The organism is Escherichia albertii NBRC 107761 = DSM 17582, from assembly GCF_000759775.1.
Lineage (GTDB): Bacteria > Pseudomonadota > Gammaproteobacteria > Enterobacterales > Enterobacteriaceae > Escherichia > Escherichia albertii.
Map to the genome: position 1 here is coordinate 1 of NZ_BBMY01000113.1, position 16927 is coordinate 16927.

The window sequence follows — 16927 nt, forward strand, 5'->3', positions numbered from 1 at the left end:
CACCTTAACCCTGTAAAAAATTTTGTACATAAGAAATTACTATAAAAATTTGTAATATTAGTAAAACCCGTTATTTTTATGCATGGTTTTATTCATCATACAATTATATAACCATTTCCCGGTATCGCTCTGCTATGGCGAGAATTGGTCTTTTATTTGCATCCAGGAGTACATGTATGAGGATTTGCAGCAACCAACCCTGTATTGTTTTATTGACTGAAAAAGATGTCTGGCTAAGAGTGAATGGGAAAGAACCTATTAGCCTGAAAGCTAACCATATGGCGTTATTAAGTTGTGAAAATAATATTATCGACATCTCCTCTCTTAATAACACTTTGGTTGCTCATATTAGTCACGACATCATTAAAGATTACCTCCGTTTTCTGAGTAAAGATCTCTCGCAAATACCGGTGTGGCAACGCAGCGCTCCCCCTATCCTCACCTTGCCATGCCTGATGCCAGACGTTTTTCGCGTCGCTGCACGATATAGCATGTCGCCCGCTGATACAGAGTCGGAAAAAGAACGGACGCGTGCATTATTATTCACTGTGCTATCACGTTTTCTCGACAGTAAAAAATTCCTTTCGCTACTTATGTATATGTTACGTAGTTGTGTTAGCGACAGCGTTTATCAAATTATTGAAAGCGATATTCATAAAGACTGGAATCTTAGTATGGTAGCCAGTTGTTTATGCCTTAGCCCTAGCTTGTTAAAGAAAAAGCTGAAAAGTGAAAATACCAGTTATAGCCAAATAATCACTACCTGCCGGATGCGTTATGCCGTAAATGAATTAATGATGGACGGTAAAAATATCTCCCAGGTATCCCAGTCCTGCGGTTACAACAGTACGTCTTACTTTATTTCTGTTTTTAAAGACTTCTATGGTATGACGCCGCTGCATTATGTTAGCCAGCACAGAGAACGTTCTGTCGCCTGATTTTTAACCTAAACAAAGAGCTATATTAATAACGGCATTAGCGATAACCCAGCCAACAATAATTCAACTCGCGGATGCAGGCGTATGATATGACGTAATTTATTGTCACGAAGCTCGCCTTCGCAGGAGTTTAATTATGTCTTCGGATGCTGATGCTCACAAAGTGGGCTTAATCCCCGTCACCCTGATGGTGTCGGGGAATATTATGGGGTCAGGTGTTTTTCTGTTACCTGCAAACCTGGCCTCCACTGGCGGGATTGCCATTTATGGATGGTTGGTGACAATTATCGGTGCGCTGGGACTCTCGATGGTATACGCCAAAATGTCGTTCCTCGACCCCAGCCCCGGCGGCTCTTACGCCTATGCCCGACGCTGCTTTGGCCCTTTCCTCGGTTATCAAACCAACGTTCTCTACTGGCTGGCCTGCTGGATCGGTAATATCGCCATGGTGGTCATTGGCGTAGGATATTTAAGTTATTTCTTCCCCATTCTGAAAGATCCATTGGTATTAACCATTACTTGCGTCGTGGTGCTGTGGATTTTCGTTCTGCTGAATATCGTCGGCCCTAAAATGATCACCCGCGTTCAGGCCGTTGCCACCGTACTGGCGCTGATCCCTATTGTCGGAATAGCCGTATTCGGTTGGTTCTGGTTTCACGGTGCAACCTATATGGCGGCCTGGAACGTCAGCGGTCTGGGTACCTTCGGCGCGATTCAAAGCACCCTTAACGTTACCCTGTGGTCATTTATTGGGGTAGAAAGTGCTTCCGTTGCGGCTGGCGTGGTGAAAAATCCCAAACGCAATGTGCCAATCGCCACCATCGGCGGGGTATTGATTGCCGCCGTTTGCTATGTACTCTCTACCACCGCAATTATGGGGATGATACCCAACGCGGCACTGCGCGTTTCTGCCTCGCCGTTCGGTGATGCGGCGCGAATGGCGCTGGGCGACACCGCCGGCGCGATTGTCTCCTTTTGCGCGGCAGCGGGTTGCTTAGGCTCTCTGGGCGGTTGGACCCTGCTGGCGGGGCAAACGGCAAAAGCCGCCGCCGATGACGGCCTGTTCCCACCGATTTTTACCCGCGTAAACAAAGCAGGTACACCAGTAGCAGGCCTGATTATCGTCGGCATTTTAATGACGATATTCCAGCTCAGCAGCATCTCGCCAAACGCCACTAAAGAGTTTGGACTGGTTTCTTCCGTGTCGGTTATCTTTACGCTGGTGCCATATCTTTATACCTGCGCCGCGTTACTGCTGTTAGGTCACGGCCACTTCGGCAAAGCACGTCCGGCGTATCTGGCCATTACGACTATTGCTTTTCTCTACTGCATCTGGGCGGTAGTAGGTTCTGGCGCAAAAGAAGTCATGTGGTCATTTGTCACCCTGATGGTGATCACCGCCATGTATGCGTTGAATTACAACCGGTTGCATAAAAACCCATATCCATTAGATGCGCCAATAAGCAAAGATTAACGCCTCTTAATCCCGCAGGCAGATAAGCCAACCTTAAGAACTTAAGGTTGGCTTAATTTTGCTTTGCGAGCATATGCGCACTTTGTTTGATGGAAATACCGTGATGTTGAAGCGCCTTCTAAAAAGACCCTCTTTAAATTTATTCGCCTGGTTATTACTCGCTGCTTTTTATATCTCAGTCTGCCTGAATATCGCCTTTTTTAGACAGGTGTTGCAGGTGTTACCGCTGGATTCACTGCATAACGTTCTGGTTTTCTTGTCGATGCCGGTCGTCGCATTCAGCGTGATTAATATTGTCCTGACGCTAGGCTCCTTCTTATGGCTTAACCGTCCGATAGCTTGCCTGTTTATTCTGGTCGGCGCGGCGGCACAATATTTCATCATGACCTATGGCATCGTCATCGACCGCTCAATGATCACCAATATCATTGATACGACTCCAGCGGAAAGTTATGCCCTGATGACCCCGCAAATGCTGTTAACGCTGGGATTAAGTGGCGTGTTGGCCGCGATTATTGCCTGCTGGATCAAAATCAGACCCTCCACTTCACGTCTGCGAAGCGTTCTTTTACGCGGAGCCAATATCCTGATTTCCGTGCTACTAATTCTGTTGGTTGCGGCACTGTTCTACAAAGACTATGCCTCGCTATTTCGCAATAACAAAGAGCTGGTGAAATCCTTAAGCCCGTCCAACAGCATTGTTGCCAGTTGGTCGTGGTATTCCCACCAGCGGTCGGCTAATCTGCCACTGATACGCATTGGTGAAGATGCTCGTCGCAACCCATTAATGCAAGACGGGAAACGTAAAAACCTGACCATTTTGATCGTCGGAGAAACGTCGCGCGCAGAGAACTTCTCACTGAATGGTTATCCACGCGAAACCAATCCACGTCTGGCAAAAGATAATGTGGTCTATTTCCCTGATACCGCTTCTTGCGGCACGGCAACAGCCGTCTCTGTACCATGCATGTTCTCGGATATGCCGCGCGAGCATTACAAAGAAGAGCTGGCGCAACACCAGGAAGGTGTGTTGGATATCATTCAACGGGCGGGTATTAGTGTGCTGTGGAATGACAACGATGGCGGCTGTAAAGGTGTCTGCGACCGCGTGCCTCACCAGAACGTCACCGCGCTGAACCTGCCAGGTCAGTGCATCAACGGCGAATGCTATGACGAAGTGCTGTTCCACGGGCTGGAAGAGTACATCAATAATCTGCAAGGCGATGGCCTCATTGTATTACACACCATCGGTAGCCACGGTCCGACCTATTACAACCGCTATCCGCCGCAGTTCAGGAAATTTACCCCGACCTGCGACACTAACGAAATCCAGACCTGCTCACAGGAACAACTGGTGAATACCTACGACAATACGGTGCTCTATGTCGATTATATTGTTGATAAAGCGATTAATCTGCTGAAAGAACATCAGGATAAATTCACCACCAGTCTGGTTTATCTTTCAGACCACGGCGAATCGTTAGGAGAAAACGGTATCTATCTGCACGGCCTGCCGTACGCCATCGCCCCGGACAGCCAGAAACAGGTACCGATGCTGTTGTGGCTGTCAGAGGATTATCAAAAACGTTATCAGGTTGACCAGAGTTGCCTGCAAGAACTGGCAAAAACGCAGCACTATTCACAGGACAATTTATTCTCAACCTTGTTGGGATTAACCGGCGTCGAGACGAAGTATTATCAGGCCGCGGATGATATTCTGCAGACCTGCAGGAGAAATACTCAATGAAAATTCTGATTGTTGAAGACGATACACTGTTATTGCAGGGGCTGATTCTGGCGGCGCAAACCGAAGGTTACGCCTGCGATGGCGTCTCGACAGCGCGGATGGCAGAGCAAAGCCTTGAAGCCGGGCATTACAGCCTGGTGGTGCTGGATTTAGGTTTACCCGATGAAGATGGGCTGCATTTTCTCGCCCGTATCCGGCAGAAAAAATACACTCTGCCGGTGTTAATTCTAACCGCCCGCGATACTCTTACTGACAAAATCGCCGGGCTGGATGTCGGGGCTGACGACTATCTGGTAAAACCGTTCGCGCTGGAAGAATTGCACGCCCGCATCCGTGCATTGCTGCGCCGCCATAATAATCAAGGCGAGAGCGAGCTGAATGTAGGCAACCTGACGCTAAATATGGGACGCCGTCAGGTATGGATGAGCGGTGAAGAACTGATTCTGACGCCCAAAGAGTATGCTCTGTTGTCGCGCCTGATGCTTAAAGCAGGTAGCCCGGTGCATCGGGAAATTCTCTACAACGATATATACAACTGGGACAACGAACCCTCAACCAACACTCTGGAAGTGCATATCCATAACCTACGCGACAAAGTGGGCAAAGCCCGTATCCGCACCGTGCGCGGCTTTGGTTATATGCTGGTCGCCAATGAGGAAAACTAATTGAATCTGATGCGTTTTCTACGCCAACCAATATCGCTGCGTCAGCGGTTGATATTGACCATCGGGGCTATTCTGCTGGTATTTGAGCTGATCAGCGTCTTTTGGCTATGGCATGAAAGTACCGAGCAGATTCAGCTTTTTGAACAGGCGCTGCGCGACAATCGCAACAACGATCGCCACATCATGCGTGAGATCCGCGAAGCTGTCGCCAGCCTGATTGTCCCCGGCGTCTTTATGGTCAGCCTGACGTTGTTTATCTGCTATCAGGCGCTACGGCGCATCACACGCCCGCTGGCAGAACTGCAAAAAGAGCTGGAAGCGCGTACCGCCGACAACTTAACGCCCATCACCATTCACAGCGCCACTCTCGAAATCGAAGCGGTAGTTTCGGCGCTGAACGATCTGGTAAGCCGCCTGACCAACACGCTGGATAATGAACGCCTGTTTACCGCTGACGTCGCTCATGAACTGCGAACACCGCTGGCAGGGGTGCGTTTGCATCTGGAGCTACTGGCGAAAACACACCATATTGATGTGGCGCCGTTAGTGGCGCGGCTTGATCAAATGATGGAGAGCGTCTCCCAGTTGTTGCAACTGGCGCGCGCCGGGCAATCATTTTCTTCGGGAAATTATCAGCATGTAAAGCTGCTGGAAGATGTGATCCTGCCCTCGTATGACGAACTCAGCACCATGCTCGACCAGCGCCAACAAACCTTGCTGTTGCCAGAAAGCGCCGCTGACATCACAGTTCAGGGCGACGCGACGCTACTGCGAATGTTATTGCGTAATCTGGTCGAAAACGCCCATCGCTATAGCCCACCAAACACCAACATCATGATTAAGCTGCAAGATGATAGCGATGCGGTAATGGCTGTTGAAGATGAAGGGCCTGGTATTGATGAGAGTAAATGCGGGGAGTTGAGCAAAGCATTTGTGCGGATGGACAGCCGTTATGGCGGGATTGGTTTGGGATTAAGTATTGTCAGCCGCATCACACAATTGCATCACGGGCAATTTTTCCTGCAAAACCGGGAAGGGACATCCGGTACGCGCGCCTGGGTACGGCTGAAGAAAGATCAATACGTTGTAAACCAGATATAAAGAAAGCTGCTTACGACCAGCACGCTGAACACGGTGGTTAAACTTTCATAAATACGTTTTTTCATGGCACTCTCCTCCAGACGAATGGAGGAGAGTATGCGTATGAGAGCTTAAGTGAACCTTAAGATCCAGACATCATGCCTTACCCAATGGCAGGCCAGATAAGACGCGTCAGCGTCGCATCAGGCAACCTGCTTCAGATTACGCATCAATACGTGGATGTTGCAGCACCAGGCGAGCACGTTTCGCCTGCAATTCGGCAATTTCATGGTCGATATCATCAATTTTCTGCTCGATATTATCGTAATGCTCGCCGAGAATTTCCTTCGCTTCCTGTAAATCCGATGCCGCCGGCGTCGCGCCTTTCAGCGGACGATTTGCCGTCTCTTTCATGGTAATACCGGTAATCAAACCAATTACCGCCACCACCATCAGATAATATGCCGGCATCATCAGATTCTGCGAACTTTCTACCAGCCAGGCCGCCAGCGTTGGCGTCAGACCGGCAATCAACACCGAAATATTAAACGCTGCCGCCAGCGCGCTATAACGAATATGCGTCGGGAACATCGCTGGCAACGTAGAAGCCATCACCCCGGTAAAGCAGTTAAGGATCACTGCCAGCATCAGTAACCCGGCAAAAATCAGACCGATGATATTGCTGTTAATCAGGATAAACGCCGGGATCGCCAGTGCAAACAACGCCACGCTGCCAAAGATCACAAACGGACGACGACCAAAACGGTCGCTCAGCAGCCCCATTACTGGCTGCACAAACAGCATGCCAATCATAATGGCGATGATAATCAGCACGCCGTGATCTTCCGAGTAATGCAGGTTATGCGAAAGGTAACTCGGCATATAAGTCAGCAACATGTAGTAAGTGACGTTAGTCGCAATTACCAGACCGATGCAGGCCAGCAAACTACGCCAGTGTTTAGTGGCAATCTCTTTAAATGAAACTTTCGGGCCATCCTGTAAACTTTCACGGTCGCCCTGCTCCAGTTTCTCAACATGCTGCTGAAACGCCGGAGTTTCTTCCAGGGCATGACGCAGATAAAGCCCAATAATCCCTAATGGCAGAGCGATAAAGAACGGAATGCGCCAGCCCCAGTCGAGGAATTTCTCTTCGCCGACAAGGGTCGAAATTAACACCACTACGCCTGCGCCCAATACAAATCCGGCAATGGAGCCAAAGTCCAACCAACTGCCCATAAAGCCACGTTTACGATCGGGAGAATATTCCGCGACAAATATCGACGCTCCGGTATATTCGCCACCCACCGAGAAGCCTTGCGCCATTTTACACAGCAACAGCAGAATCGGCGCCCAAATACCAATAGAAGCGTAGGACGGTATTAAGCCGATACAGAACGTACTGATCGACATAATCACAATGGTGATAGCGAGTATCTTCTGGCGACCATATTTATCGCCCAACATACCAAAGAAGAGTCCACCAAGCGGTCGAATCAGAAAGGGAACGGAGAAAGTGGCCAGTGCGGCAACCATCTGCACACCAGGGTCTGCGCCCGGGAAAAAGACTTTACCTAATGCGTAAGCAACAAAACCATAGACACCAAAATCGAACCACTCCATTGCATTACCCAGCGATGCCGCAGTAATGGCTTTTCGCAATTTGCCGTCATCAATAATCGTGACGTCACGAAGGGTAATCGGTTTTACTTTTTTCCTTTTCAGCATAGCTTTCCTCACAGAGTAAGCCCATTTCCGCACACGCCAGAAAATCAACGCGACGACCGCAAAAGGAGAGCGGGAATTGCAGGATGCAATTTCTGTAACAAGCGTAGCGGGTTTACTTACACGGTCTGCTGAGGACTGTACAACCAAACCTGTTGACGCCTGAGTTGGGCAGTTAATAACCTTTTTACCCTACCAGCGTTTAAATTTGTGATCAACTTCACATGCACATTTCGTTTAATATTCATTGACGCAACCAATTTATCACACTTGTTTTACAGAAAAGATTTCCTCTATCATCGCCTTCGCCAAACGCTGTGCTGAACAGAGTCGCGGCATCCCCAACGCGACAGTCTGCCACCGCGGGGTCACTGACCAACAAACGGGATGTTTGTCCACCTGTCTCTGCATCCCTCGTTGCACTAACCTTTTCTCCTTCCAACGACAACGGGCGGAAAACCACTCATACAAGGCGGCAATTTGCTGTGGGAGTTCCAGGAAAACAGTAACAGACGTTCCACCTCCTGACTTAACTCATATATGGTCTGTGTGCACATGGAAAGTTCTTCCTTAAAGTAAATTTAATTACTTTTATTTATCCAGATCGTTTTTAATTCTGCTTTTGGCTTCCAAAATTAATGCAAAAACAATTCTATATTTAATAGATTGTTTTACTGGAATGAGTAATCCTCTTCCGACACATAAAATCAGAAGATAAAAATAACAATTGAATTAAAAAAAGAACAAGAAGAGCTTTAACATTAGCTTAAATAATAAATGGAGGAAAAAGATTATTTTCTTTTTACGTTGTCTTTCAAATGAAAACGATCGTCGTCTAAAATCAGCAGTACCTCCGACAAACTCAGGGATTTTGTGTATAATTGCGGCCTTTTTCGGCAATCTGCCGTTTTTTGGCGCTTTTGCCCCGCTGACTTTTGAGGAAATTCACATGTCATTACCAAACTGCCCGAAATGCAACTCCGAATACACTTACGAAGATAACGGCATGTACATCTGCCCGGAATGCGCCTACGAATGGAACGATAACGAACCTGCGCAGGAAAGCGACGAGCTGATCGTTAAAGATGCGAACGGCAACCTGCTGGCTGACGGCGACAGCGTGACCATCATTAAAGATCTAAAAGTGAAAGGTAGCTCTTCAATGCTGAAGATCGGTACCAAAGTGAAAAACATCCGCCTGGTTGAAGGCGACCATAATATCGATTGCAAGATCGACGGTTTTGGTCCGATGAAGCTGAAATCTGAGTTCGTGAAAAAGAGCTGATTTCACATGCCGGGTGCAAAGCATCCGGCAACAGTGCCAAATGCCTGATGCGGCGCTCACGCGTCTTATCAGGCCTACTCCCTCACCGGTATAAATTTCGAACTACACTTAACTGACTTCTCTTAACTGAGGTCATCATCATGTCGTTAAGCCCCTACCTCTCTTTTGCCGGTAACTGTGCCGACGCAATAGCCTATTATCAACGCACGTTAGGCGCGGAATTGCTCTATAAAATCAACTTCGGCGAAATGCCGAAACCAGCACAGGACAGCGCCGAAGGCTGCCCGTCAGGCATGCAATTTTCCGATACTGCCATCGCCCATGCCAATGTGCGCATCGCCGGCAGCGATATCATGATGAGCGATGCCATACCATCAGGAAAAGCCAACTACTCCGGCTTTACGCTGGTGCTCGACTCACATCAGATCGAGGAAGGAAAACGTTGGTTTGATAACCTTGCCGCCCACGGAAAAATCGAAATGGCCTGGCAGGAAACCTTCTGGGCGCATGGATTCGGCAAAGTCACCGATAAATTTGGTGTGCCATGGATGATTAATGTCATCAAACAACAGCCAACGAAATAATCCACCACGATGGAGCCCTCTTTTTAAAAAGCTGCATCATGCAAACGATTATTCGTGTCGAGAAACTCGCCAAAACCTTCAATCATCATCAAGCGCTGTATGCGGTTGATCTGAGCATTCATCACGGTGAAATGGTGGCTCTGCCTGGGCCGTCCGGTTCCGGCAAATCCACCTTTTTACATCACTTAAGCGGTTTGATTACCGGAGATAAATCTGCCAGTAGCCATATTGAACCGCTGGGGGTGGGTAATCCGATCCCGGTCTACGCCCCGCCGGATGAACAGGGCCGCGACGATCTGTTTAAACATCCGGGCTGCTTGATTTCAACCGCACTGTGTAGACGTTTGTAGTGTTTGATTTGCAGCCACCAGTTTGATGCGTAGCTGATGGAGAACGCGCTGCTGTCGGGGTTTGAGGCGAGGTTTGATGAGATAGTGATTGGGATGGATTAACGGATTCAACCCGAGAGGGAGTTCCAGCGTAAACTACAAGTAACCGCTGGAAGCTTCAACGTCATTCAATTGGCGGAGGGCTTGACCATGTACATAGACAGAACCACCCTGCAGAAGGCGTTGAAGAATTGTTCAAGTCGGCTAAAGCTTCCCGAGTCTTGCGCAAAAACCGATGAGCTGTCTACCAGATGAGTAAGAAGCAGGATCAGATCCTGACGCGGTGTATCCGCTTTTAATTGCCCCTGCTGCCAGGCGTATTCAACGGCTTGACCAATAACATCCTGCATAAGTTGGGTAAATGATGCGAGAGAACGGCACATCTCCTCTGTAAGTACATCCTTTTCCAGGCGTAACCGACCAATAAGGCTCCACGGATGGCATCCCTCGCCATCAGGATTATATTTTTTGTAAAGCTGGTAGTTATATGCCACCACGTTAGACACTTTTTGTTCCAGCGTTGTGGTTTTATCCAGCCAAATAGCGCTCTGATTTTTTTTTGCTTCGGCAACATATTCACTGACCACAATCTCGACGAGGTTATTTTTATTACCAAAGTGGTAATGAATATTGGTCGTCGTCACCTGTAGCGCTTTGGCAATCACGCCGAACGTTGTTTTATGGTAGCCGTGCGCAATCAGTAAGTTACGAGTAAGCTCTTTGATCTTATCCTGCATGGTGCAGCTTACCGTCGCACTCTGTTTTCGATCTGGTATTGACACAATCCCTCCCTGAGTCTGACACCGATATTCAACTTCATCATAATCTGAATACAGCGCCTGAACGGCTGATATCGGCGTGAAATCTTTAGCACTTTTTCAGGGAGATAGCAAAAAACTCTGATGAGAGCTGCGCCAGAAGGCATGTCGGTAAACAAAAAAGAGCGCGCAGTCAGCGGACTGCGCGCTCTTACAGGGCTATCAGTATTGCATCATAAGTAACGTTTCGCCCTGCTGAATAACAACGTCCTGCTGGTTGATGACTTGCAACGCGAACGTGACAATCCCGCGCTCGCTGTTCTTCGTTGGGCGTTTTTTAACCACACAGATACGCGCGGAAATACGGTCGCCGGGCAGTAGCGGTTCACAAAATGACCAGTCCCAGCCTAATGTCGCGATACCGCGCAACCGCACTGTGCAACGGGTTTTCAAACCATCAGTCAGCGCCAACCCTAATAAGCCATGAGCAATACGACCAGGGAAACCCTGCTGACGGGCAAACTCATCATCCATGTGCACATCAAAAAAATCGCCTGTAATCCCGGCAAAGGCAACGATATGCGCCTCTGTCACAGTAATGGCCTGGGTGTGCCAGTAATCGCCGGGCTGCAAACTGTCGTAACCATACTCGCCAGCCGCCAGCCGCCAGCCGCCTTTCCGCTGCGGGTAAAACCTTATCCATACGCTGTCTCCCTGCGTCTTAAAGACGCTGTAATGTTAATCCGCCGTCAGCGTGAATGACTGAGCCAGTGGCGAAAAACGCATCCGGTTTCAGTACCATGCTAACCGCCGCAGCAATGTCATCGCCTTTCCCCCAGCGTCGGGCGGGCACCGTTCCTTCACCGATCAAGCGGTCATATTTTTCATTCACGTTAGCGGTCATATCGGTGCGGATAATGCCTGGACGGATTTCAAAAACGCCGATGCCGTCCGCCGCAAGCCGTGTCGCCAGCCCCTGTGCGACCATTGACAATCCTGCTTTCGAGATGCAGTACTCCAGCCGATTGACCGACGCCATTTCCGCAGAACAAGAAGTGATGAAGACAATACTGCGTTCACCTTCGGCTGTCGGGCGGGTAAGCATTCGTCGGGCCACCGCCTGGGAGAGAAAAAACGCCCCGCGCAGGTTGGTGTTCATCACCGCGTCGAAATTAGCCCCGGAGGTTTCAAGTACATCAAGCCTTTCAGGCGGCGCAATACCGGCATTGGAAACCAGCACGGAAACGGCTCCCAGTTGTTGTTCGACCCGATCAAGCAGCAGGTCATGCTGCGTAATATCGGCGATATCGCTGGCAAAATAACCGGCCTGTATACCGCAGTTTTTCAGCTGCGCCACGGCGGCATGCGTGGCGTCATCAGCATTACCGCTGCCGGTAATCGCAATGTGATAGCCATCCCTTGCCAGCCGTCTGGCGATGGCAAGGCCAATTCCCCGACGCCCTCCGGTGATCAGGGCGACACGAACGGAACATGGCGAACTCATTGCTCACCTCCTGCCGCGCTGAAAAAAGCGACATAGGGTTCGTTGTTGGCCAGACGCTGAACATAAAGCGCCAGCTCGCGCAGGTGGTAATCTCCCCACATAGTCGCTTCGCCGAACGGGTTTTTATGCCCGGAACGCACGTAGTCCCAACCGTTGGGTCGATGATACTGGCTATGCAGCAAAAGCCCCTGGTGCTGCCTGTCCAGACTCAGGTAACGGTCATCCAGCAGCGTTCTCAGCACCGACAACCCGGCTTGATAATAACGATCTCCACCTGTGCGCCCGCTGGCGCGAAGCCAGGCCGCAAACCGAAGTAAGCCTTGCGCCGCAATCGCCGCTGCGGAGCTGTCTACGGGTTCGACTGCATTTTCAGGATCGGATTCACGATCGTAGGGCGCGTCCACTGTCGCCAGACCTGGCGCGCCGGTATCCCAGTACGGGATACCGTCCCACAGAGTAAAGTCGAGATAAAAATCACACACAGCGGCAGCAGCCTTTTCCAGCGCCGCCATCGTGGTGGTTTTATCCCGTTCTGTTTGCCATTTTTCTGCGGGCAATGCCTGGAGGTATTCCAGTATTTCCGCGAAACCGCACATGGCCCAACTCAAACCACGAGTCCAGGTAGAGAAACCCGAATACCCTTGCTGTGTCCCCACGCAGCGGAATGCGCCATTACGCGGGTTGAAGATAGCTTCGTGCGCCGTTCTGCCGCGAATGTCGTAAATATCCCGCCCTTCACCATAGAAAATGCAGTAGCGCGCGCTGGTGAGTGCATGCGTCAGCGCCCGATCCAACAGAGAGATCGCCACATCGCCCTCAATTTTCATGACATGCCCCAGGCTGTGCGCCAACAGCAGCGTGCGTAGGGTACGTAAGGTATCAATGAATAATGAATGCGCGCCGTTGAAAGAGTGGATGTATCCCTGTCCGTCGCCCAAATCGGTCCAGCGATAGGCCTGTACCGCACCAGAACAGCGAACGGCTAACTGGTAATAGTCCCTGACGCCCGGATCTGTCGGCAGTTTTCCTTCCGCCATCAGGCGCAGTAACTGTCCATAAGTGCTGATTTGATTAAAGCCATGATCGTGTACGCCGAAATGAGTGATGTGCTGCAGCATATCGTGACGAATACGCGTCAGCGCCGTTTCCAGAAACGAGCGCTCGCCTGTAGCGTCAAACTGCAATAACGCGCTGCCGTACTCAAAACCCTGCGTCCAGTCCGTCCACCCTTTTGGTTGATAACGTCCGGCAATGGTGTGTACTGGCGCACCTTTGGTACGATCGGCAGTGGCGTCAATCGCAATGATTTTCCCGGCAGAGACATCCCACATACGTTCAATCGCGGGCAGCAAATCGTGAGGCGTCAGCGTATTATCAATCTTCATGACGATCTCCTGTATTATTAAGATGTTCCAGGCGTTTAACGAGAGTGCTTAAGGTTGTATCTACCGGTTGTCGCCACCAGTTTTCCGCAGAGAAAATCTCCACCTCATAAAGTCCCTGATAGCCGGTGTCGGCAATGGTTTGGCATAAATGAGAAAGGTTGATGACGCCGTCGCCCGGCATGCCGCGATCGGTCAACAGGTGGCGGGTAGGCACCAGCCAGTCACTGAGATGAAAAGCCAGCAGGCGCTGCATATTGGCTGCTCGCTGAAGTTGCGTGACGATATCGGGATCCCACCAGATGTGGTAAACGTCAGCGGCAATACCAACATCTGCTCCCAACCGTTCGCACAAACTCAGAGCCTGCGCCAGCGTGTTGATGCAGGCGCGATCGCCTGCATACATTGGGTGCAACGGTTCAATCGCCAGGCGAACATTTGCCATGCGCGCATGTTCCAGCATATCGGCGATGCCGTCTTCAACCTGCTGTCGGGCGTTGTCCAGCTCTCTGGAACCGGCAGGCAAACCACCGACCACCAGCACCAGACAGGCAGCTTCCAGCGCTGCGGCTTCGTCAATCGCCCGCAGATTATCCACACGAATTTTTTCACGTTCAGTACGGCTGGCGGCAGGAAACATTCCGCCACGGCACAATCCGCTCACCTGTAATCCCGCATCACGAATCAGACGACTGGCCTGGGATAAACCGATTTCCGCCACCTTGTCGCGCCAGGGAGCAATGCCGCCAAAACCGTATTTCACACATCCCTGAACGGCATCATGCAGCGACGCGCCAGGCCCCAACGTGGCAGTGTTCAGGGAAAGATGTTGCGGAGTCAGCGTGAGCAGGCGCATAGCGACTCCTTATCGGCCAAACCGAAGAAATGAATAAACTCCGCCAGTTGTCCTTCAATCATCGGTTTGCCATTGACAGCATGGCAGCCCGCACGTCGGGCATGGGCAAGCAGAGGTGTTTCAGCAGGGTGCATAATGATATCCACGACCTGCAACGATGGATTGAAGTCAGCGAATGGCGCAGGCAGGCCGTCATCAGGTTTCATACCTATGGGGGAACAGTTGATCAGCAGGTCAATGCCCGTCAGTTCAGCCGGGACGTCGCTGACGCGAGCGGGGTGTTGCGGATAGCTGGCGTTAATGCGTTGCGCCAGCGCCTGCGCTGCGTTGTCGTCAGGATCGCACAGAGTGACAGACGCCGCACCCGCCGCCAGCAGAGCAAACGCAACGGCAGCGCCGCTCCCGCCAGCGCCGAGTTGCTTCACATGCTGCCCTTTCAGTACAAAGCCCTGCCTGAGCAGGCCAACAGTAAGCCCCGTTCCGTCAAACATATCGCCATGCCATCCGCCATCTTCACAACGACGTAGTACATTGACGGCTCCCACGCGCAGCGCCTCTGCAGAAAGGGATTCCGTCAGCGCACAAGCGCGGACTTTATGCGGAACGGTGATCACCAGGCCATCCAGATTACTCAACTGCATTACGCCGCGCAGACTGGCTTCAAACCCGCTCGTCGCCACCTGTAGCGGTACGCAGACCGCATTAATGCCGGTTTGTTGAAAAAATGAATTCAACAGCTCCGGGGTTTTGACCTGGGCAACCGGGTCGCCTGCGATGCCATACAGCCGGGTGCTGCCATTAATGACCATCGGTTTCATGGCTGTACCTTTGAGGATAATGACGCCAGTCGCGGGTGACATGAGCGGGGTTTGGCCGCCATCTCCGCAGACAATCCCATCGGTTCCGGCGAAAAGAGCCTGGCGTCCATCAACTTCAGTTCGGCTGCAATACGAGGACGGAAACGCATTTGCTGTAAAATATCGCGTTCCAGGTCAATGCCCGGAGCGATTTCAATTAATTCAAGCTCACCGTCCTTAACCTGGAATACCGCGCGTTCGGTCACAAACAGCGTGATCTGACCACGCTGGCTGGCGTAAGGACCGCTGTAGGAAACCTGCTGTAATTGGCTGACGAATTTTTGATGCGCACCTTCCTGCATAATCCGCAACTGCCCGTCCTGGCAAGCTACGCGAAGCCCTCCGGCGGTAAAGGTGCCACCGAAAACCATTTTTTTCGCATTCTGGCTAATATTGATAAATCCGCCCACGCCAATCAGCTTGTTGGCGAAACGGCTAATGTTGACGCTACCGCCGCCGTCAATTTCCGCCGCTGACAGGAAGGCGATATCAATGCCGCCACCATCGTAGAAATCGAATTGATAAGGTTGATCGATCATCGCGCTATAATTACGCGCCGCGCCAGCGTCCAGACCTGCGGCTGGCGCGCCGCCGATCAGCCCCTGCTCGTTAGTGAGGACGATCTGGTCGAGAATATTCTCTTCAGCGCCAACGAGACCGATACCCGTGCAGATCCCCGAGCCAACGTTGCATACCGCCCCAGGCTGCAATTCCATAGCGCAGCGACGGGCGACGATTTTACGCTCATCCAGCGGCAACACCGGGAATCCATCAAGCGGAATGCGCAGTTCTCCGGTAAAGGCCGGATCATTTGGACTTTGGTAGGTGACTGACTGCCCGGGATCGACAACCACTAAATCCACCAGCATTGCCGGAATTTTGACGCTTTTAGCGGGTAACGTGCCGCGTTTGGCAATGCGTTTTACCTGGACTATCACTAACCCACCGTTGCGTCGGGTAGCCTGAGCCATCGACAGCATGTCGCCAAAAATCGCTTCCTGCTCCATGGTGATATTGCCGTCTTCATCCGCCGTCGTGCCGCGTAAAAATGCGATATCAACGTGAAAGGGCTTGTAATAAAGCCACTCCTTACCGGCGATTTCTATCAGGCTAACGAGTTCCTCAGAACAGCACTCGCTTTGCCGACCGCCGCGTTGACGAGGATCGACGAAGGTATGCAGCCCGACATGGCTTATCAGACCAGGCCGACCGGCGGCCATTTCTCGGGTCAATTGCGAGAGTACCCCCTGCGGCAATGTCCAGGCTTCAATTTCATTATTCAGCGCCATCTTCGCCAGCGGCGGGGAATCAACCAGCGTGCCACAGACGACCCGTTTTAATAAACCAGGGTATGCCAATCGCGACGCCCCGCGAAAGGTACGATCACCCAGACCAACCGGATGAAACGCCGTAAGTTGTCGGGGGGAATTCTGCACCTGATAACGACGCTCCAGCGCTTCCAGCAATGCCTCTGGCGTAGCATGCCCCGCACCAGAACCACTGATCATCAGAGTATCTCCATCACATAGCAACGAAACGGCTTCATCCGCTGTAACAATTCGCATAACTATTCTCCATAGTGAAATGTTCAAATAAACCTACGTGTTAATATCGGCGGCAGTCATGCTTCCATCATGAATAGATAGAATTGAAATCCTTGTTCCTGTAGATCTATTTAATTTAAGG

Annotated in this window: 16 protein-coding genes and 2 pseudogenes; 8 read left to right on the forward strand and 10 right to left on the reverse strand. The window is 50.9% G+C overall.

What is annotated here, in order from left to right; genetic code table 11:
* Positions 1–176: 176 nt before the first annotated feature.
* The 5 genes from adiY (at position 177) to pmrB (ending at position 5925) form a co-directional block, all read left to right on the forward strand.
* Complete coding sequence (adiY, locus tag EA14781_RS17430) at positions 177–938, forward strand: DNA-binding transcriptional activator AdiY (protein ID WP_001217090.1); 762 nt, start codon at positions 177–179, stop codon at positions 936–938.
* Between the two features lie 136 nt (positions 939–1074).
* Positions 1075–2412 carry an arginine/agmatine antiporter gene (gene adiC / locus EA14781_RS17435; protein ID WP_000093144.1) on the forward strand — a complete coding sequence of 446 codons (1338 nt, stop codon included), beginning with the start codon at positions 1075–1077 and terminating at the stop codon, positions 2410–2412.
* A gap of 103 nt (positions 2413–2515) precedes the next feature.
* Entirely contained in the window at positions 2516–4159 is a 1644-nt protein-coding gene (eptA, locus tag EA14781_RS17440) for a phosphoethanolamine transferase EptA (protein ID WP_002460780.1), read from the forward strand.
* On the forward strand, positions 4156–4824 hold the full coding sequence (basR, locus tag EA14781_RS17445; RefSeq protein WP_000697907.1) for a two-component system response regulator BasR: 669 nt from the start codon (positions 4156–4158) through the stop codon (positions 4822–4824). The genes eptA and basR overlap by 4 nt, the downstream gene beginning before the upstream one ends.
* Complete coding sequence (gene pmrB, locus EA14781_RS17450) at positions 4825–5925, forward strand: two-component system sensor histidine kinase PmrB (RefSeq protein WP_001052112.1); 1101 nt, start codon at positions 4825–4827, stop codon at positions 5923–5925.
* On the opposite strand, the gene pmrR is transcribed toward pmrB, so the two are convergent.
* From pmrR to EA14781_RS23635, 3 genes and pseudogenes are all read right to left on the reverse strand, one after another.
* Complete coding sequence (pmrR, locus tag EA14781_RS26100) at positions 5901–5990, reverse strand: LpxT activity modulator PmrR (protein ID WP_000746246.1); 90 nt, start codon at positions 5988–5990, stop codon at positions 5901–5903. The genes pmrB and pmrR overlap by 25 nt on opposite strands.
* A 136-nt stretch (positions 5991–6126) precedes the next feature.
* The gene (proP, locus tag EA14781_RS17460; protein WP_000919717.1) at positions 6127–7629 is read right to left on the reverse strand and encodes a glycine betaine/L-proline transporter ProP; all 1503 of its coding nucleotides are present in this window, start codon (positions 7627–7629) and stop codon (positions 6127–6129) included.
* A 261-nt stretch (positions 7630–7890) separates the two neighbouring features.
* Positions 7891–8133: pseudogene (locus tag EA14781_RS23635) on the reverse strand (diguanylate cyclase regulator RdcB family protein); the annotation flags it as partial.
* A 442-nt stretch (positions 8134–8575) separates the two neighbouring features.
* Between EA14781_RS23635 and EA14781_RS17465 the strand changes: the two are divergent.
* The 3 genes and pseudogenes from EA14781_RS17465 to EA14781_RS25465 all read left to right on the forward strand — a co-directional run.
* Positions 8576–8911, forward strand: coding sequence for a zinc ribbon domain-containing protein YjdM (locus EA14781_RS17465; protein ID WP_002460783.1), 336 nt, complete (start codon positions 8576–8578; stop codon positions 8909–8911).
* Positions 8912–9051: 140 nt separating this feature from the next.
* Positions 9052–9495, forward strand: coding sequence for a VOC family metalloprotein YjdN (gene yjdN / locus EA14781_RS17470; RefSeq protein WP_000059236.1), 444 nt, complete (start codon positions 9052–9054; stop codon positions 9493–9495).
* A gap of 38 nt (positions 9496–9533) precedes the next feature.
* Positions 9534–9737 (forward strand): annotated as a pseudogene (locus tag EA14781_RS25465) (ATP-binding cassette domain-containing protein); the annotation flags it as partial.
* Positions 9738–10012: 275 nt separating this feature from the next.
* On the opposite strand, the gene EA14781_RS17480 reads toward EA14781_RS25465, so the two are convergent.
* The 7 genes from EA14781_RS17480 to EA14781_RS17510 form a co-directional block, all read right to left on the reverse strand.
* Positions 10013–10666 (reverse strand): TetR/AcrR family transcriptional regulator, encoded by a 654-nt coding sequence (locus tag EA14781_RS17480; protein ID WP_226058049.1) that lies wholly within the window; start codon positions 10664–10666, stop codon positions 10013–10015.
* 198 nt (positions 10667–10864) lie between these two features.
* Positions 10865–11275 carry a MaoC family dehydratase gene (locus tag EA14781_RS17485; protein WP_001182298.1) on the reverse strand — a complete coding sequence of 137 codons (411 nt, stop codon included), beginning with the start codon at positions 11273–11275 and terminating at the stop codon, positions 10865–10867.
* Positions 11276–11363: 88 nt separating this feature from the next.
* Positions 11364–12146: a 3-ketoacyl-ACP reductase gene (locus EA14781_RS17490; protein ID WP_000097903.1), complete on the reverse strand. Its 783-nt coding sequence runs from the start codon at positions 12144–12146 to the stop codon at positions 11364–11366.
* Positions 12143–13531, reverse strand: a complete 1389-nt coding sequence (locus EA14781_RS17495) for a glycoside hydrolase family 88 protein (protein ID WP_000687241.1) — start codon at positions 13529–13531, stop codon at positions 12143–12145. Before EA14781_RS17495 ends, EA14781_RS17490 begins: the two co-directional genes overlap by 4 nt.
* Positions 13521–14384, reverse strand: coding sequence for a sugar phosphate isomerase/epimerase family protein (locus tag EA14781_RS17500; protein WP_001238541.1), 864 nt, complete (start codon positions 14382–14384; stop codon positions 13521–13523). Before EA14781_RS17500 ends, EA14781_RS17495 begins: the two co-directional genes overlap by 11 nt.
* On the reverse strand, positions 14366–15202 hold the full coding sequence (locus tag EA14781_RS17505; protein ID WP_000803895.1) for a shikimate dehydrogenase family protein: 837 nt from the start codon (positions 15200–15202) through the stop codon (positions 14366–14368). The genes EA14781_RS17500 and EA14781_RS17505 overlap by 19 nt, the downstream gene beginning before the upstream one ends.
* On the reverse strand, positions 15199–16806 hold the full coding sequence (locus EA14781_RS17510; RefSeq protein ID WP_001223801.1) for an acyl CoA:acetate/3-ketoacid CoA transferase: 1608 nt from the start codon (positions 16804–16806) through the stop codon (positions 15199–15201). The genes EA14781_RS17505 and EA14781_RS17510 overlap by 4 nt, the downstream gene beginning before the upstream one ends.
* Positions 16807–16927 lie beyond the last annotated feature (121 nt).